Source organism: Scandinavium goeteborgense, from assembly GCF_003935895.2.
Lineage (GTDB): Bacteria > Pseudomonadota > Gammaproteobacteria > Enterobacterales > Enterobacteriaceae > Scandinavium > Scandinavium goeteborgense.
The window spans coordinates 1,639,482-1,657,817 of record NZ_CP054058.1; the positions used below are offsets into that span (position 1 = coordinate 1,639,482).

18 protein-coding genes are annotated in these 18,336 nt (G+C 51.6%); 11 read left to right on the forward strand and 7 right to left on the reverse strand.

Features of this window, described 5'->3' with window-relative positions; genetic code table 11:
• Positions 1-88 precede the first annotated feature (88 nt).
• Positions 89-478 (forward strand): HumD family translesion DNA polymerase, encoded by a 390-nt coding sequence (locus tag A8O29_RS08560; protein ID WP_125351949.1) that lies wholly within the window; start codon positions 89-91, stop codon positions 476-478.
• A gap of 243 nt (positions 479-721) precedes the next feature.
• Here A8O29_RS08560 and A8O29_RS08565 read toward each other — a convergent pair whose 3' ends face one another.
• Positions 722-1,741, reverse strand: coding sequence for an acyltransferase family protein (locus tag A8O29_RS08565; RefSeq protein ID WP_168713820.1), 1,020 nt, complete (start codon positions 1,739-1,741; stop codon positions 722-724).
• Between the two features lie 395 nt (positions 1,742-2,136).
• Positions 2,137-2,955 carry a phytanoyl-CoA dioxygenase family protein gene (locus A8O29_RS08570; protein ID WP_125351947.1) on the reverse strand — a complete coding sequence of 273 codons (819 nt, stop codon included), beginning with the start codon at positions 2,953-2,955 and terminating at the stop codon, positions 2,137-2,139.
• Between the two features lie 752 nt (positions 2,956-3,707).
• On the opposite strand from A8O29_RS08570, the gene yedD reads away from it, so the two are divergent.
• Entirely contained in the window at positions 3,708-4,121 is a 414-nt protein-coding gene (gene yedD / locus A8O29_RS08575) for a lipoprotein YedD (protein ID WP_125351946.1), read from the forward strand.
• A 61-nt stretch (positions 4,122-4,182) separates the two neighbouring features.
• On the opposite strand, the gene amyA is transcribed toward yedD, so the two are convergent.
• The 4 genes from amyA to fliD all read right to left on the reverse strand — a co-directional run bounded on the left by amyA (position 4,183) and on the right by fliD (position 7,968).
• On the reverse strand, positions 4,183-5,670 hold the full coding sequence (amyA, locus tag A8O29_RS08580; protein WP_174081284.1) for an alpha-amylase: 1,488 nt from the start codon (positions 5,668-5,670) through the stop codon (positions 4,183-4,185).
• A gap of 81 nt (positions 5,671-5,751) precedes the next feature.
• A complete protein-coding gene (fliT, locus tag A8O29_RS08585) occupies positions 5,752-6,129 on the reverse strand; it encodes a flagella biosynthesis regulatory protein FliT (protein WP_110509627.1) in 378 nt (125 codons plus the stop codon).
• Complete coding sequence (gene fliS, locus A8O29_RS08590) at positions 6,129-6,539, reverse strand: flagellar export chaperone FliS (RefSeq protein WP_125351945.1); 411 nt, start codon at positions 6,537-6,539, stop codon at positions 6,129-6,131. The genes fliT and fliS overlap by 1 nt, the downstream gene beginning before the upstream one ends.
• 22 nt (positions 6,540-6,561) lie before the next feature.
• Positions 6,562-7,968, reverse strand: coding sequence for a flagellar filament capping protein FliD (gene fliD / locus A8O29_RS08595; protein WP_125351944.1), 1,407 nt, complete (start codon positions 7,966-7,968; stop codon positions 6,562-6,564).
• Between the two features lie 267 nt (positions 7,969-8,235).
• Between fliD and A8O29_RS08600 the strand changes: the two genes are divergently transcribed.
• From A8O29_RS08600 to sdiA, 9 genes are all read left to right on the forward strand, one after another.
• Positions 8,236-9,441 carry a FliC/FljB family flagellin gene (locus tag A8O29_RS08600; protein ID WP_125351943.1) on the forward strand — a complete coding sequence of 402 codons (1,206 nt, stop codon included), beginning with the start codon at positions 8,236-8,238 and terminating at the stop codon, positions 9,439-9,441.
• 163 nt (positions 9,442-9,604) lie between these two features.
• On the forward strand, positions 9,605-10,336 hold the full coding sequence (locus A8O29_RS08605) for an RNA polymerase sigma factor FliA (protein WP_110509631.1): 732 nt from the start codon (positions 9,605-9,607) through the stop codon (positions 10,334-10,336).
• Positions 10,337-10,388: 52 nt separating this feature from the next.
• The gene (gene fliZ / locus A8O29_RS08610) at positions 10,389-10,937 is read left to right on the forward strand and encodes a flagella biosynthesis regulatory protein FliZ (RefSeq protein ID WP_125351942.1); all 549 of its coding nucleotides are present in this window, start codon (positions 10,389-10,391) and stop codon (positions 10,935-10,937) included.
• A gap of 84 nt (positions 10,938-11,021) precedes the next feature.
• Positions 11,022-11,822: a cystine ABC transporter substrate-binding protein gene (gene tcyJ, locus A8O29_RS08615; RefSeq protein ID WP_125351941.1), complete on the forward strand. Its 801-nt coding sequence runs from the start codon at positions 11,022-11,024 to the stop codon at positions 11,820-11,822.
• A 281-nt stretch (positions 11,823-12,103) separates the two neighbouring features.
• On the forward strand, positions 12,104-14,095 hold the full coding sequence (locus A8O29_RS08620) for an energy transducer TonB (RefSeq protein WP_125351940.1): 1,992 nt from the start codon (positions 12,104-12,106) through the stop codon (positions 14,093-14,095).
• A gap of 104 nt (positions 14,096-14,199) precedes the next feature.
• Positions 14,200-15,186 carry a D-cysteine desulfhydrase gene (dcyD, locus tag A8O29_RS08625; protein WP_125351939.1) on the forward strand — a complete coding sequence of 329 codons (987 nt, stop codon included), beginning with the start codon at positions 14,200-14,202 and terminating at the stop codon, positions 15,184-15,186.
• A 12-nt stretch (positions 15,187-15,198) separates the two neighbouring features.
• Positions 15,199-15,867, forward strand: a complete 669-nt coding sequence (gene tcyL / locus A8O29_RS08630) for a cystine ABC transporter permease (protein WP_110509634.1) — start codon at positions 15,199-15,201, stop codon at positions 15,865-15,867.
• Positions 15,864-16,616: an L-cystine ABC transporter ATP-binding protein TcyN gene (gene tcyN / locus A8O29_RS08635; RefSeq protein WP_110509635.1), complete on the forward strand. Its 753-nt coding sequence runs from the start codon at positions 15,864-15,866 to the stop codon at positions 16,614-16,616. Before tcyL ends, tcyN begins: the two co-directional genes overlap by 4 nt.
• 259 nt (positions 16,617-16,875) lie before the next feature.
• Positions 16,876-17,598 carry a quorum-sensing transcriptional regulator SdiA gene (sdiA, locus tag A8O29_RS08640; protein ID WP_110509636.1) on the forward strand — a complete coding sequence of 241 codons (723 nt, stop codon included), beginning with the start codon at positions 16,876-16,878 and terminating at the stop codon, positions 17,596-17,598.
• A gap of 49 nt (positions 17,599-17,647) precedes the next feature.
• Here the strand turns inward: sdiA and A8O29_RS08645 are convergent, their stop codons facing one another.
• Positions 17,648-17,872: a DUF2594 family protein gene (locus tag A8O29_RS08645; protein ID WP_110509637.1), complete on the reverse strand. Its 225-nt coding sequence runs from the start codon at positions 17,870-17,872 to the stop codon at positions 17,648-17,650.
• Positions 17,873-18,336: the final 464 nt, after the last annotated feature.

The window sequence follows — 18,336 nt, forward strand, 5'->3', positions numbered from 1 at the left end:
GTCTGAAGTGTAGCACTACAAACACTATTGATCGACACCGCCGATCAGTAATACTGTATTAATATACAGTATCTATCGGAGGTGGGTTATGGGATTCCCGAGTCCTGCAGCAGACTTTGCAGAACAGCGCATATCGCTCGATGAGCGCATCGTATCGAGACCAGCCGCGACGTACTTCATGAGGGCTGGAGCGACACATTACCGGGAAGGCATCCTCAAGGGTGCAATGCTGGTTGTCGACGCTTCGCTAAATCCATGTGATGGCTCATTGCTTGTCTGTGCAGTAGATGGCGAGTTCCAGGTTAAGCGGTACCGCACTAACCCTGAGCCGCATCTGGAGAACCTGGAGAACGGTAAGCGTGAGAGACTGCGTAAGGTCGGTGAGATATCAGATGACGATAAACCGATATTCGGAGTCATCACGTACATCATCAACGATGCACGTTCTGGAGAGTTTGATGACTGCCCGGTGATGTGATGGGGCATGGATGGGACATAAAACAGCACTCGCTCTAAGGTGAACTTAGACGACTGATGTTTTCGACGACTATAACCATCTGTTATTTGGTGCGCTCTTGGACGATCTTTGTCGATTATGAAAAATGTATGCTCATATGATGAGCATGCAGGTGTAGGTCGCGTAACCTACTGAATATTATTATTTATTCACATCCGATCCCACATCAGAAAAATAAAACAAAGCGCCTTTAGGCGCTTTGTTTTATTTTGATTCAACGTAACCTTTCCTGAGATTTATAAAAGGTTTTTCTATTAGCGTAAATGTCACAACGGACATGATAATAACAGCGGGAAGAATAATCACAGCTGTCGTAATTGCGGGATTAATGCCCGACGTTACATCACCCAACACTCTCTGAACAAACCTACCCACAGGAATGTGCATGAGGTACATAGAGAAGCTCAGCCCCCCAAGATAGGATAACGATTTATCAAGCGCGACAGGCAACTTCAACGGAAGCATGAGATAACTGTAGGCTACAAATGCCCATAGCAAAGCTTCAATGGTCAAGCTAAAATTGAAGATGACAAAGGCGCTCTTTTGGGAAACGGTATACCATGATATGGCGACGACAGAAGTTAAGAACATGATTAGCGTCTGTGTCAGCTTCAGCGACTTATCCTTGTGTGAAAGATAAAAGTATCCGGTAATGATTCCAATTGTGAACTGGTCTAATCTGCCGATAAGGGACTTGTACAGTTCGTGGTACGCAGCGTCGCCATAAGAGGTGATAATCATGAATTTTATGATAATCATCAGTGCGAGCATGTTGAATGCGTATTTAATCCCATACCTGCCTATAAATAACGCAATGAATGGGAATATCAAATAAAACTGGAATTCTACTGCCAGAGTCCACATGGGGATAAGAATAGGTTCTTTGCCCATCCAGTCGCTTACAGAAGATCCGGTATTAAACTGAAGTAGAGCAAGCCTAAAAATATCATCAATGCTGACAAACGACCCATGGATAGTTACAGCAATAAAAAACACAAAAATAACAAGCGGGAATATGCGTAATACACGGTTTGTTATGAACTGTTTATACTCAATGCCTTTTCTTCCTCCATCAGATATTACACAGAATATAAAACCTGAAAGTACCAAGAACAGACTAACGCCTGTCGCGCCGGAGTTTATCCAACGATATATATAACCCGTTATCGAAGTTACATCAGCTGATTTCTTTGAGATATCCCCCCGGAAATGTAAAAAGATCACTAAAATCGCTGCAACGAAACGTAAGTGATCTAATCTCGATAGGTATCAAAAATTTTTAGTCTGCACATTAATCCTTATTTTTCATTCTAAAAAACTAGCGAGGAAAATATTATCGATTTATTATCTGTCCCACGAGTAGTCAACCTGACTCAGGTTCTTTTTTGTCGTTTGGAACACTCGGAATTTCATTCGTAAAGCAATCGTAATCACGCATGGTCTCAGAGAAGGCGGTCAAAATTTGGTTCGAAAACAGCCGGGTTCTGCGCACATAGACCTTCGCAAATTGTTTTAATTGACATCAAATTCATACCAGCTACAACGCATTTTGCAAATGCACAAAACGCGTCGTAAAGAAAAAATATGCAGACAATCATAGCATTATTGCCGGAAAGTCATTACAAAAATGCCAGAGAATACTCGTAGCGATCACCATTTTTCTTGATGATTGCATTGTCAATTAAGCCCGTTGCGTTAAGGGCATCGTACGCTTCTTGAGAAAAGGTGACTTTTCCATTGCGGCTCATTGCAGGACCACAAGGGGATTTTCCAGCGATGCTGTTTGCTTTATTGCGGTCAATGTACTCCATGACCAACACGGCACGTAAACCTGCGGGCTCTTCGTATAGCCCTCTGTGCAAACACGCTGTATCGAACATAGCGATATCACCAGATTTGTACGCCAGTTTGACCTGGTTTGATGCATTTTCGATATCACGTTTGCCAACGAATCGCGCGATCTCGCTCTTCCGTGGTGTATAAGGCTTGTTGTAGCTATTGGGAATGACGACAGTTGGCGTATTTCCGTTTCCTTCGAAACAGACATAGATTTTTATGCGATGACCGACATTGTCATCATGCCAAGAGTTTGAAAGACTCCACTCCTTACGCTGCTCGGGGTCGTACCAGAACAGGTAGATGTCATCAAGGCGGGTATCATCCCCTAAGAAACCAACAAGCTTGTCTTTAAAGTCATTTGTAATCCTGGCAGCCAAGGTCCCAACATCGCTTTCAATGTCATTACTACGTGCAACACCTTGTGGGCTGTATGACTTTGGATAGCCGAGGCTAAATGGCGTGAAGTAGTCAGGATGAAACTCTGCCCCAACCCATTTGGTATGATCTACTTTCTCGTCCATGCGGCGAATAGTTGATGTGATCTGTTTTTTATATACCCAGTTTTTAAGAGAGAACGCGACTTTTCTCAAACTCGTCATATTGATACCTGCGCAGGTTAGAATAATTGTAACCATGATGATAACGCAAAAGAAATGGTTAGACATCTAGACTTGAGCGATATTACAAACTGTTAATACTGTATTTATATACAGAGTTGATCGGCGGTACATTAAGGGATTCCCGAGTCCTGCTGATTCTTAGTGTTGGTCGCATACAATTCACGAAGTAGGCAGGGGGTAGACAAGTAAGATTGCCTAGGGACATGGATGGGATATTTCGCGAGAGTAAATCTTGGGTGAACGATGGATCATGCAGTTTTTAATGCCATCAACCAGCTGTTATGTCATGCGCTCGTGGTCGAAAAAGAAAAAGGGGCGTTAGCCCCTTTTAGTGTTTAGTAATGGAACCCGCCGCCTGAAAGGCCACCACCAATATGCGAGTTACCGCCTGAGCCGTGTGCGCTATGGGTCCCCGCTGCGTTATTGGCGCCATTCCCGGAACCATGCTCTCCACCACTTTCGTGAGCAGAATGTGCATGACCGTTTTTCAGCGCAGCGGTAAAGGTACTCTTAAATGCCACGGAGACCTGTGTATTTGCAGGTAATGAACCTGCGGTTACCACTCCGTTGGGAGTCAGCACATGCGTGGATGGCGAACGCAGAGAAAAACCATGCCAATCACACTCACCCCGTTGGGTTACCCGTAAGACGTATGCTTGAGGTTCAGTAAAGGCTGGAAGCGATAACGCTTTAATGACACAATATTTTTTTCACGGTTTTCAGGATAGGTGATGAAAAAGATTGCGATTCTCGGCGCGCTGCTGGCATTAAGCGGATGTGTCCAGGTGGATGATTATAATAAGGTGGTCAAAGCGCCAGCGCCTTCGGATCTGGCGGGTTACTGGCAGTCGGAAGGCCCGCAGAGTGCGATGGTCAGCCCGGAAGCGATAGCCACCCTGGTTATCACCCAAGAGGGCGATACGCTGGATTGTCGCCAGTGGCAACGCGTTATTGCGCGACCAGGTAAGCTGATGCTGCGTGATGACGACATTTACAATGTCACTAACAAGAAAGAAGTTTACGCCATCGACAGAGAAGGCGAGCGTATCGATTACGACCGCATGACCTTAAAACGCGTCGATCGCCCAACTCAGGAATGCGCGGATTACTTGCAGACGAATCCGCTGATTTCTCCGCTGCCGTAACCGGGTTTGTGTTAATCACCCCGGCTGGCATCGCGCCGCCGGGATGCGTTTCATTCCTGCCTTAAAGCACGTCCTCCATTACCCACACGCTGACGCTGCCGCCGTTGCAGGTAAAGACGCCGTTGCCTTGCGCATCGGTTTCGACCACTTCCTCGCGATTATTGAGAAAATCTTTCCAGCGCTTGTTGCCGTAGTTGTCGCCCAGCGTCAGCGTTTTTTCGCCGTCGTCACCGTTGGACAATACCACCACACAGCCGGGCGCTTCGTCGGTCCCGCTGCGGCTGAACGCGATGCAGTTCGGGTGATCGAACCAGAGCGTTTGCACGCCGTGGGCAAAGCGCTGGCGGGCGTCAATAAGTTCGTGTAACTGCTCAATGACCGGCATGTCTATTTTATAGCTGTTGCCATCGCCACCGGTATCTTCGTACACCGCCCCGAACAGATCCGCATAGAACACCGACGGCACGCCGTTTTCTCGCAGCAAAATCAGCGCGTAGGCCAGCGGTTTAAACCACGGTTCGACCGGGGCTTCCAGCGCCTGAAGCGGTTGGGTGTCGTGATTGGTGACCAGGGTAATGGCGTGGAACGGATCGGCTTCCACCAGCGTACCGGTGAAAATCTGGCTCATGTCATAATCGCGGCCCAGTCGAGAGGCCTCGTGGAATTTCATCTGCAAAGGTGCATCAAACAGCAGCGTCTGGCCATCGACCTGATCGATGTAGTGCTGAAGCTTATCGACTTCGTGGGACCAGTATTCCGCGATGATAAACAGGGGCTTCGGCGCGACTTCCTGCACGTGCTCAATCCACTCTTTGTAGAACCACGCCGGAATGTGTTTCACCGCATCGAGACGGAAACCGTCACATTGGGTTTGTTCCATGACCCAGCGCGCCCAGTATTTGAGTTCCTCGGTGACCGCGTGATTGCGGAAATCGATATTCTCGCCCATCAGGTAGTCGAAGTTGCCCATTTCATTGTCGACCTGATCGTTCCAGCCTTCACCGCTGTAATCATTGACGATTTTAAAGACGCCGTTTTCATCCGGATTTTCGATGTGGTCAATGCCGCTGAAGCATTTGTAGTCCCAGATGAACTGCGAATATTGTCCCGCCCGGACCGGGAAAGTGTATTTGGTCCACGCGTCGCATTCGATCACTTCATCGTCAATCTGCGTTCGGTCCTGTTCATTCACCCGCTGAACGTGAATGCGTTCTTTTTCATCGGCGCCCATTTTATGGTTCACCACCACGTCGAGCAGTACCGCGATATCATTCTTTTTCAACGCATCGATGGCGGCCAGCAGTTGAGCTTTATCGCCGTATTTGGTGGCGACCGATCCTTTTTGATCGAACTCGCCGAGGTCGAAAAGATCATAGCTGTCGTAGCCGACGGAATATCCGCCCGATGCGCCTTTATACGCCGGGGGCAGCCAAATCATGTTGACGCCAATTTCATTGAGATTGGGCGCAAGCGCTTCGACCTCTCGCCACAATTCACCGCCAGCGGGGTAATACCAGTGAAAACACTGCAACAGGGTAGGATTGCGCATACACAGACTCCGTGTGACAAGGAGACTCTAGTATGGAATACAAAGCGGGAAAACGCCTGGCGCGCAGCGCGCGCCAGCGAATCAGTTGGTTGGAGTGTCGCGGCTTTCCTGCGGGACCAGAACGTGGCCGCCCTGTTTGCCGTAGGTGGTGAGGACCGATTTTTGAATGGTGGACTGACCCACCAGTTTTGCCAGCTCCTCCATTCGCGCCTGCAGCAGGCGCTTGACCTCGGTTTCGTTATCGAGGATAGCGCGCAGTACCGGGCGCAGCTGATCCTGAATGACGGTCGACGGCTCCGTTTGTTGCGTGATTTCTGCCAGTTTTTGCACCGCACTGACATACTCCATTTCACAGGCGATCAGTTCGTCCCATTGTCCTTCTGTGGCGAATCGCAGCATGACGAGGCTTCGGTCAAGCAGCTGCTGGTACAGGCTATAGAGTTGCGGTGCAGTGCTCATTAGACGGCGTCCTGAATCAGAGTGGGCGAGAGGGCAACTTCCTTCCAGGCATCAGCGATATCGCGCAGCAGGGCTTCTACCTCTTCGACGGCAGACACCTCGTTACGCAGATTGGCCTGCAGAAGACGCCTTACCATATAGGCGTAAAGAGCAATCAGGTTTTGCGTTAGATCATCTCCACTCTCTTCATCCAGCCCGACTTTGAGGCCGTTTTCGATAATGTTGATGGCTTTAGAGAGGGAAAGGCCTTTCCCCTCAAGGTTGTTGTCTTGCATAAACAGGCGCGCGCGCACCAGTGCGCTGAGTGCACCATCAAACAACAGAGTCACCAGCTGCTGCTGGCTCGCGCTCATTACTGCGCTTTCGACTCCGATTTTTGCGTAGGCCTGTGTGCCTTTTGCGCCGTACATGTTAGCTCCTGGGCGAATTTAGTTAGCTTTTGCTGCTGGAAGACGTTTCGAACTGCTGCGTCAGATAGCTGCTGGTGGAATTCAGCGAGCTCATCATCACGTCCAGCTGGGTAAACTGGGCTTTGTAACGGGCCACCATGGTATCGATGCGGTCGCTGGCGGCGTTGTACTGAGTGGTCAGGTTGTTCAGGGTTTTGCTCACGCCATCGGTCGCGGCCTGAATAATCCCGGTCGTCGAGAGCCAGCTGGTCAGGTTGCTGCCCATGGTGGTGGTGATGCCGGTGTTTTTGCCGTCGCCGACAAACATGTCTTTGATGTCTGCGGAGTTGGTTTTCAGCGCGCTTTCCAGTTTGGTGCTGTCGACGGTCAGTTTGCCGGTGCTTGGGTCAGAAGTGATACCAATCTGCGCCAGGGTTTTATACGCTGAGCTGCCGGTGGAGCTGGACAACATACTTTTCAGCTGGGTCTGAATGGTGCGCAGGGTGCTGTCGCCGAGCAGGGCGCCGTTGCTGGTGTCCTGGGCATCGGTCCCGGCATCGACTTTGGTGTACTTGGTGAGCGAGCTGAAGGTGTCCTGCAGGGCGTTATACGCCGTGACCCACGCGTTAATGGCGCTTTCAGATTTTGAGGTGTCTTTCGCAATCGTCAGCGTCTGGTTGCCTGTGGTGGTGTCGTTCAGATTCAGCGTGATGTCTTCCAGCGCATCGCTGATGGTGTTGCTGCTGTTCTCGATATCGACATTGTTAATTTTGAGTTTGGCGTTCTGCGCCGTAACGGACTCTTCCATGCCGCCATTGCCGGACGCGTCGTAGCCCATAAAGCTTTGCAGGGCACTGTCACCGCTGACGCTGATGGTCATTGCGTTATCAGAGCCGGTATCGTTGGCGGTGACAGACAGACGGTACTGACCGTTACCGACGTTGATGATACTGGCGCTGACGCCAGCGTCGGCTTTGTTAATCGCATCGCGAATGCCGCTCAGTGAAGAGTTGGCCGCGCTGATATCAATCTTGACCGGATCTTTGCCACCGCCTTGCTGAATAGTGATGCTGCTGTCAGCGCTGGCAATCGCGGTTTTGCTGTCGGCCTGGGTGTTGGTGGTGGTCAGCGTCTGGGCCTGGGCCAGCTGCGACACGCTTATGGTGTATTTCCCGGCGATCGCATTGCCGGTGGTGGTGGCACTGAACGCAGAAGAGCTGCTGCTGGTAGTGGTCGAGGTAAATAAATCAGCGTTGCTCAGCGCAGTGTTGGCGGTCTGGAAAGAAACCAGCGCGCTTTTTAAGGTTCCGTATCCGCTCAGTTTTGCGGTATAGGAAGACTGTTGAGTCGATATCGGGGTCAACGTCGCTTTTTCAGCGGCTTCAAGGTTATCCAGGATGGTGCTTAAATCGAGACCCGAACCTATTCCCAGTGTTGAAATACTTGCCATATTTATTCCTTAATGTAGCGACATGTAGAATGAATACCGGGGTTATCGGCGGGATTGGCGCAAAGTTTACGTTTAATTTTCTTTTTTTAATGGCGGGAATAAAGGCAACAGGGAAGACTATTTCGGCGGCTAAAAAATTATTCCAGTGTTTGTGAAAAAAAATCTAAAGGTTAGTGGGAGGGCGACGATAACCACATTGACGGCGATTGAGCCGACGGGTGGAAACCCAAACCGTAACCACAGATTTGAAACACAGGAAACGAAATCATGGCACAAGTCATCAATACCAACAGCCTCTCGCTGATCACTCAGAACAACATCAACAAAAACCAGTCTGCTCTGTCGACTTCCATTGAGCGTCTGTCTTCTGGTCTGCGTATCAACAGCGCGAAAGACGATGCGGCGGGCCAGGCGATTGCTAACCGCTTCACCTCTAACATCAAGGGCCTGACTCAGGCTGCGCGTAACGCCAACGACGGTATCTCTGTGGCACAGACCACTGAAGGCGCACTGTCCGAAATCAACAACAACTTACAGCGTGTACGTGAACTGACCGTTCAGGCTTCTACCGGTACTAACTCTGATTCCGACCTGTCTTCAATCCAGGACGAAATCAAATCCCGTCTGTCTGAAATTGACCGCGTATCCGGTCAGACTCAGTTCAACGGCGTGAACGTTCTGGCAAAAGACGGCAAAATGTCTATCCAGGTTGGCGCGAACGATGGCGAAACCATCGATATCGACCTGAAGAAAATCGACTCCAAGACTCTGGGTCTGGACAGCTTTAACGTAAATGGTCCTAAAGGTACACCAGTTGCGTTGGCTGGTGCTCCTGACTTCCAGGCTTATTACGGTGCGACAACTAATGTTACTCAGGCAACTGTAGGTGAAAAAGGTACTACTGACGATCTGTCTACCCGTCTGGGTCTGGCTGCTGGTGGCGCTAAATTGGATGGCACTAACGTTTATACAGATGATAACGGCAATATGTTTGCTAAAGTTACCATCAAATCGGCAAGCCCTGCAGAAACTAACAACCTGAAAGCAAACGGTTTTGATATTGCAAATGGTTCAAGCAAAGACTTCTTTATCGCCATTGATCCGCAGTCTGCTGATACTGCTGCAACTGCGGGTACTGCCGCGTTCAAAGTTGACACTCAGAACCTTAGTCTGAGCAGCCTGACTACCGGTGCAAGCTCTGATCCTCTGGCTAAACTGGATGAAGCTATCGCATCCGTCGATAAATTCCGTTCTTCTCTGGGTGCTATCCAGAACCGTCTGGGTTCTGCGGTAACCAACCTGAACAACACCACCACCAACCTGTCTGAAGCGCAGTCCCGTATTCAGGACGCCGACTATGCGACCGAAGTGTCGAACATGTCTAAAGCGCAGATTATCCAGCAGGCGGGTAACTCCGTGTTAGCTAAAGCAAACCAGGTTCCACAGCAGGTTCTGTCTCTGCTGCAGGGCTAATCCTGAATTTGCTACTCAACCCCGCTTCGGCGGGGTTTTTTCGTTTTAGAGTTTTACTTAACTCTCCAAATAACCCCCCCTTTTAGCCACTATTCCGTCGATTAAAACCCCTCCAGAAACGGATAATCATGCCGATAACTCAACTATTGCAGGGCTGTTTATCGTGAATTCACTGTATACCGCTGAAGGTGTAATGGATAAACACTCGCTGTGGCAGCGTTATGTCCCTTTGGTGCGACACGAAGCATTGCGCCTTCAGGTGCGCCTGCCCGCGAGCGTGGAACTGGACGATCTGCTTCAGGCGGGCGGCATTGGGTTATTGAATGCCGTCGAACGTTACGATGCTCTGCAAGGCACGGCATTTACCACCTATGCAGTACAGCGCATACGTGGCGCGATGCTGGACGAATTGCGCAGCCGCGATTGGGTGCCGCGCAGCGTCCGCCGCAATGCCCGAGAAGTGGCGCAGGCGATGGGTCAACTGGAACAGGAACTGGGACGCAACGCGACGGAAACAGAAGTCGCACAGCGCCTTGGCATTGCTGTTGAAGAGTATCGACAGATGCTGCTGGATACCAATAACAGCCAGATCTTCTCCTACGACGAGTGGCGGGAAGAGCACGGCGACAGTATCGAGCTGGTGACTGAAGAGAATCAACAGGAGAACCCGCTCCATCAACTGATGGAAGGCAACCTGCGTCAGCGCGTGATGGACGCCATTGAAGCGTTACCGGAACGTGAGCAGCTGGTGCTGACGCTCTACTACCAGGAAGAGCTCAATCTGAAAGAGATTGGGGCGGTGCTGGAAGTCGGAGAGTCGCGCGTCAGTCAGCTTCACAGTCAGGCCATCAAGCGTTTGCGAACAAAACTGGGTCGGTACCAGGAAGGCGGTTAAGCCGTCGCTCCTGGAGTAATGCCGCACATAGCATTGACTACCAGGAGTTATCATGACGGTGCAGCAGGTAAAAAGACGGCCTTTAAGCCGCTATCTCAAAGACTTTAAACACAGCCAGACGCATTGTGCCCACTGCCACAAAATGCTTGATCGCATTACGCTTGTGCGCAGCGGGGAAATCGTCAACAAAATCGCCATTTCCCGCCTCGATACCTTAATGGACGAAGCCGACTGGCTGCAGGAGCGCCGCGAGTGGGTCGCGCTGTGCCGTTTCTGCGGCGATCTGCACTGCAAAGAGCAGAGCGACTTCTTCGATATCCTCGGCTTTAAACAGTATCTCTTCGAACAAACCGACATGAGCCCGGGCACCGTGCGCGAATATGTGGTTCGCCTGCGTCGTCTCGGCAATCATCTGTCGGCTCTGAAAATCGACCGCGAACTGCTCGATGGCGAAGCGGACGAAAATCTCGCACCGTGGCTTCCGCAGACCAGCACCAACAATTACCGCATCGCGCTGCGAAAATATTCGCAATTCAAAAACCTGCGTCCTGCGATGGGCCAGCAGAAGTTCGCGTATCAGGCAACCTCTGATATATATTAAATTTGAATGGCATATAACGGACGGGTATTAGCTGTTTTTCGCAAACGTCTTACACTGCAAAAAATTCGAATTTTCGGGGGAATGATGAAATTAGCATTTATGGGCCGTCAGGCTCTGATGGGCATGATGGCCGTGGCGCTGGTCGCCGGGGCGAGCGTGAAAACCTTCGCGGCAGAAAACCTGCTGAGCCAGGTTAAAGAGCGCGGTTCACTGCGCGTGGGCCTGGAAGGGACTTATCCTCCGTTCAGCTTCCAGGGCGATGACGGCAAACTGACCGGCTTTGAAGTGGAATTTGCGCAGGAACTGGCGAAACATCTGGGCGTGAAAGCGGACCTGAAACCGACCAAATGGGACGGGATGCTGGCCTCGCTGGATTCCAAACGTATCGACGTGGTGATTAACCAGGTCACCATTTCTGACGTGCGTAAGAAGAAGTATGACTTCTCCACGCCGTATACCGTGTCCGGTGTTCAGGCGCTGGTGAAAAAAGGCAACGAAGGCGTTATCAAGACCGCAGCTGATCTGAAAGGCAAAAAAGTCGGCGTGGGTCTGGGCACCAACTATGAAGAGTGGCTGCGCCAGAACGTGCAGGGCGTGGATGTGCGTACCTATGATGACGATCCGACTAAATACCAGGATCTGCGCGTAGGCCGTATCGATGCCATTCTGGTTGACCGTCTGGCGGCGTTGGATCTGGTGAAGAAAACCAATAATACGTTGGCCGTCACCGGTGAAGCGTTCTCCCGCCAGGAGTCTGGCGTTGCGCTGCGTAAAGGCAACGAAGACATGCTGAAAGCCATCGATGCCGCGATTGCGGACATGCAGAAAGACGGTAGCCTGAAAGCGCTGTCTGAAAAATGGTTCGGCGCTGACGTTACAAAGTAAACGGTTATTACTCAAGGGCGTTATCTGACGCCCCAAATTAAAGAAAAAGTCCCGGTCGTGAGATCGGGACTTTTTTTGCTTTTTCAGATTACACAATTTACCCGGCTGACGTTCATCGCTAACGAATTATTTAGCTGAATACTCCACTGTGTATTAATACAAAATAATTATAACTGCATAATAAAATGGGAAAAATAGCCTATGCGTGCAATGCGCGCGATCAATGTTAAACGGCGGAAGTTCATGATAATAGCGGGATAGTCAATTGAGGGAATAATAAATTGAAACCGAAAATTTTCATTTTGACGGGAATGCTCGTTATTTCCGGCACGTCTGCTGCCGCTCTCCCTGTCCCGGTGATCCCCATGCCGCCACAAGAGACGCCGGTTATCACCCCCTTCAGGGCCACGACAGAAAACACCTCGCCAATTACAGATAAACCAGAAAGTGTTTATGAGAATGCGCCTGGCGCGGAGTCTGTGGAAATAAATGACGTAGTGAGAACGGCAGAAATGGCCAGGGAAGCGGAAGCGGCTCAGGCCAAGTTGGCAGCAAAAGCCGCCGACGCCATTAAGGCTGCGAAGAGAGCAAAAGCCTTTCAAACCGCAAGCGATGCGGAAGCTGTTAAAGCGGCGAAAATGCTAAAGGCAGCGCAGGCGGCGATGGAGGTAAAAGTCGCGAAAGCAGAACATGCCGCAAAAGCCGCTGAGGCCGCAACCGCCAAAGAAGCGGCTAAAGTCTCGAAAGCCGTCAAGGCGGCAGAAACAGCCAAAGTTACCAAAGCGAATGATGCTGAAAAAGCCAAGCAGGCCACACAAGCAGCGAAAGCGGCAGAGGCCGAAAAAATAGCCCTGGCCGCCAGAGCTGCAGAGGACGCTGCCGCTGCAGAGCGTGCAGCTCAGACCGCTCTTAGGGCGGCGGAAGAGGCGGACAAAGCCGCGCAAGCCGCTAAAGCGCTGGAACAAACCAAGGTAGCAGAAGCGGCAAAGACCACAGAAGCCGCGTTAGTCGCCAAAGTTGCTAAAGTTGCAGAAGCGAACAAGGCGACAGAAGCCGCCAAAGAGGCTACCGCGATTAACGATACCCTTACGGCTCTGGCTGAGGAGGCGGCAAGAGAAGCCGAAGCGGCTAAAGCGGTAGAAAATGCGCAGGCGACTGCGGCGCAGGCCGCTGCCCAAGAAGCGGCTAATGCAGAAACCACAAAAGTGAATGCGTCCGTCGCGCTAACAGAGGCCGAAACGCGGGCCGCGAGAACCGCAGAGGCGGCGAAAGCCACGAAATCGACCTTATCAGAAAATATGAGCGCCGCCACGAAAGCCGCTCAAATCGTGAAAGCCGCAAAAGCCACTGAAGCCGCCAGTGCTAAAGAGGCCACCAAAGCCGAACAGGACGTGCGCGAAGCCACCGCTGTCGCAGCGGCAAAAGCCATTGAAGCCGCGAAAGCGGCCGAGCGGGCAGAAACCGTGAAAGCCAGCGCGGCAATGAAAGTTGCCGCTGCAACGTCTGCATCTGAGGCGACCCTGGCCGCCGTTGCCGAGAAAGAAAAGGTGGCGCAACGCGTTGCAGACGCGAAAACCAACGCCACGAGTGCCGCGCAGGCGGCGAAAGCAGCAAAAGCAGACTTCGAGGCAAAAGCCGCCGCCGCAGCGCAGGCGGCTAAGGTGGCAGACGCAACCCGGCTTGAAGAGAAGACTCAACGGGCTGAGGCGGACAGGGCAGCCGCCGTCGCAAGGGCTGCAGAGGCAGTCCGGGCGGAGAAAGCGGCTGCGGTGTCCAGAACCGCAACGCTTGTCGCGGCGGTCAAAGCGGTGGAAGCGACTGCGCTGGCAGAAGCAGCACAGGCCACGGCTGTGGCTAAAGCAGCAGGGGTCAGCGATGCCCCGGTCTTGACCCCTCCTGACTATTTGGATGAAGAATTTCTCACGGCTGTTATGCCGGAAAAGGAGGTTCCCAAAGCGCCCCTGAAAGAGGTTCCCGAACGGTCAGAACCTTTGACCATAGAGCAGGAAGTATTTGGTGATTGTAAGTTGCCTGTCTATTCTGAAAAAGCGCGTGCCATGGGCGTGGAGGGGCGTGTCACCTTGAAGGTGAAAATTGGTGCCATGGGGCAATTGAAGCGTATCAATACCAAAGGTACGCAAATTTTTCTGAGTGATACTAGCCGGGCGTTTAAACGTTGCACCTGGCCGATGGGGTATGCCGGAGAGTATCAAGCAATCGTCCGGTTTAGTCTGGCTGAGGGGGTAAGTCTGCAACCAGCCAAATCAAAATAGGATATTCGCACTCCTGGAACTCTCGTCTGAAACGGGGTCAGGACGAGGGGGACTTATTTTCGAGGGCAACTGCGTGCATAATAAGAAGAAAATCAGGAGGTGCTATGTCACTGCAAAACCTTACTCGCTTCCCACGGCTGGAATTTATTGGTGCGCCGACGCCGCTGGAATACCTGCCGCGTCTGTCCGACTACCTGGGCCGCGAAATTCTTATTAAGCGCGATGACGTCACGCCGATGGCGATGGGCGGCAATAAGCTGCGTAAGCTTGAATTCCTCGCCGCAGATGCGCTGCGCGAAGGCGCAGACACGCTGATTACCGCCGGGGCGATTCAGTCGAACCACGTGCGCCAGACGGCGGCGGTGGCGGCGAAGCTCGGCCTGAACTGCATCGCGCTGCTGGAAAACCCGATTGGCACCCAAGCAGAAAACTATCTGACTAACGGTAATCGCCTGCTGCTGGACTATTTCAATGTGCAGGTCGAGATGTGCGATGCGCTGACTGACCCGAATCGTCAAATGGAAGAGCTGGCAACCCGCGTCGAAGCGCAGGGCTTTCGTCCGTATGTGATTCCGGTCGGCGGCTCTAACGCCCTGGGTGCGTTGGGCTATGTCGAAAGCGCGCTGGAAATCGCGCAGCAGTGTGAAGGCGCAGTGTCGCTCTCGTCTGTTGTGGTTGCGTCCGGCAGCGCAGGCACCCACGCGGGTCTGGCCGTCGGTTTAGAACAGTTGATGCCCGACGTCGAGCTGATTGGCGTCACCGTCTCCCGCAGCATTGCCGATCAGAAACCGAAAGTGGTCACGCTGCAACAGGCGGTGGCAGAAAGCCTCGAGCTGAAGGCCAATGCGGACATCACTCTTTGGGATGACTATTTCGCGCCGGGCTACGGCACGCCAAACGACGAAGGCATGGAAGCGGTGAAACTGCTGGCCCGCCTGGAGGGGATTTTGCTGGATCCGGTGTACACCGGCAAGGCGATGGCCGGACTTATTGACGGCATCAGCCAGAAACGCTTTAAGGATGAAGGCCCGATTCTGTTTGTGCACACCGGCGGCGCTCCGGCGCTGTTTGCCTATCATCCACACGTATAAAAAGAAGCCATAATGCAAGAAAGTATCCAACTGGTTATTGATTCGCTGCCTTATTTGCTAAAAGGCGCGGTGTTCACGCTACAGCTGAGTATTGGCGGGATGTTCTTCGGCCTGGTGCTGGGTTTTATACTGGCGCTGATGCGCATGTCTGCCATCGGGCCGGTGCGCTGGATTGCCCGTTTTTACACCTCGATTTTCCGCGGTACGCCGCTTATCGCCCAGCTGTTTATGATCTATTACGGTCTGCCACAGTTCGGTATCGAGCTGGATCCGATTCCGGCCGCGATGATTGGCCTGTCGCTCAACACCGCGGCGTATACCTCTGAAACGCTGCGTGCGGCAATTTCCTCGATTGATAAAGGTCAGTGGGAAGCTGCGGCGAGTATCGGCATGACGCCATGGCAAACGCTGCGTCGCGCGATCCTGCCGCAGGCCGCACGCGTGGCGCTGCCGCCGCTGTCGAACAGCTTTATTAGCCTGGTAAAAGACACCTCGCTGGCGGCAACCATTCAGGTGCCGGAACTGTTCCGACAGGCGCAGCTCATCACCTCGCGTACGCTGGAAGTGTTCACCATGTACCTGGCCGCATCGCTGATTTACTGGGTGATGGCGACCGTGCTGTCCGCGTTACAGAACTACTTCGAAAACCAGCTGAATCGCCAGGAGCGTGACCCGAAATGAGTGCTATCGACGTTAAAAACCTGGTCAAAAAATTCCACGGTCAGACGGTGCTGCACGGGATCGATCTGGAAGTTAAAGAGGGCGAAGTGGTGGCGATTATCGGGCCGAGCGGCTCGGGAAAAACGACGTTGCTGCGCAGCATCAACCTGCTGGAACAGCCGGAAAGCGGCACGATTCGGGTGGGTGATATCACCATCGACGCCGCGCGTCCCCTGAGTCAGCAAAAAGGGCTGATTCGCAATTTACGCCAGCATGTGGGATTTGTGTTCCAGAACTTCAATTTGTTCCCGCACCGCACAGTGATGGAGAACATCATTGAAGGGCCGGTGATCGTCAAAGGGGAAAGCAAAAGCGAAGCGACCACCCTGGCGCGCGAACTGCTGGCGAAAGTGGGGCTGTCGGGCAAAGAAACCAGCTATCCGCGACGCTTATCCGGCGGGCAGCAGCAGCGTGTGGCCATTGCCCGGGCGCTGGCTATGCGTCCGGACGTCATCTTGTTTGATGAACCGACTTCTGCGCTGGATCCGGAACTGGTGGGCGAGGTGTTGAGCACCATTCGCCAGCTGGCTCAGGAGAAACGCACGATGGTGATTGTGACCCACGAAATGAGCTTTGCGCGCGACGTCGCCGATCGCGCCATCTTCATGGATCAGGGCCGTATCGTGGAGCAGGGCGATGCTAAATCGTTGTTTGCTAATCCGCAGCAGCCGCGTACTCGTCAGTTCCTCGAAAAATTCCTCATGCAGTAAATCCCCGTGGCCTGGTAAAACCAGGCCACGCATTCCTGTCAGTCAGAAATTTCACTTAAGTTAAACTTCCCTTTCGAAACGGCACCCATCGCGCTCCGCAGCGTTAGCAAATCTGCTCATCTACCTGATTGTCCTGTGAAAGCAGGTTATTTCAAATTAATTCCGCTTATCAGAATATTTTATATATATAAATAAGTTTTATGTGTTAGCTTGTTGCATTCATAGGAATGATAATCACTCAGGAGTTTTCGCGTCAGGTATGAGGGACATCGATTTTTTTCAGTGGCGGAAGGATATATCGCAACAATTTCAATCTGCCACGGCAAACGACCAGGTCTATGCCATTTTGCAGCAGCAAACTCACTCACTGGAATATGACTGGTTCGCCTTATGCGTGCGCCATCCGGTTCCCTTCACCCGTCCTAAACTCTCCTTGCACACCACTTATCCCAAAGCATGGATGGACCATTACCAGGCCGAAAATTATTTCACCATCGATCCGGTGCTAAAAGCCGAAAATTACCGCAATGGGCATCTGCCGTGGAGCGAGTGCTTATTCAGCGAAACGCCAGCGTTCTGGGATGCGGCGCGTGACCATGGTTTGCGTCGAGGAATTACTCAGTCGCTGATGCTGCCCAACCGTGCGCTCGGTTTTTTATCGGTATCGCGGCAGAGTAATCAGGCCAACCCGTTATCAGATGATGAAACCGAAATGCGGCTGCAGGCGCTGATGGAGTTCAGTCTCGCTTCGCTGGTACGAATGGAAGATACGATGGTGACGGCGCCGGAAATGAAATTCAGTAAGCGCGAACTGGAAATTCTGAAGTGGACGGCGGAAGGGAAGACTTCATCGGAAATAGCGATAATCTTGTCGATATCCGAGAATACGGTGAATTTCCATCAGAAGAATATGCAGAAGAAATTTAACGCGCCAAACAAAACACAGATTGCCTGTTATGCTGCCGCAATTGGGATTATCTGACCGCAGCCCAATGCGAAACCGGCTGCGATGAATCGCAGCCGGTATTGAATCACTGGCGGTAAGCTTGTTTAATTTGCTTAACGGTGTTGGAAAATACGGCCGCCTGAGCTTCATCTTCCATCTGCGTGATTTGCTTTTCCATTTTAAGAATCACGCGTCCTGCGTCTGCTTGACCCATCGCCTGCAGCATCAGTGCCAGCAGCCCTTTCAGGCAAGAAACTTCCTGGGACAATTGTTGATTATTTTCAGCAGTGGAACAATCAGGAGTGCTCATCTATTTCCTCGTTGGATTTCAGCGCGCATACGCGGGGCGCGGGGGGTGTTTCAGTAAAGGTCGCGCAGTATACCACAGGGAACAGTAAAAACGGGAGTGCGGGATTTTTGTCCTCTGATCTGAGGTGCTTACACATATTAATCGCGTATAAGAAATCACCTAATGCTTATTTGTTTCTTTCTGGTTCATGCCCCGTTAATTGTTGTTACATTTTTTCGAGTGTATTTATCATCTCTGTAAAATAGGGTGTTTTCAGGAAATATTTGAAGGCAAGTGTTTAAAAACAAGGTTGTCGTATATGACTGTTTTGTGGATGTTTCCAGTAGATGTAAATTCTAATTTCCAGAAAACCAAGTAAAATCCTAAACGAGACGTTTTTTACCTTTCATTGTCGAGATAAAACCCGTTAATATGGTCGTGAATTTAGAAGCAGTTGCGTTATCCCTATTCCGGAGATTATTCCT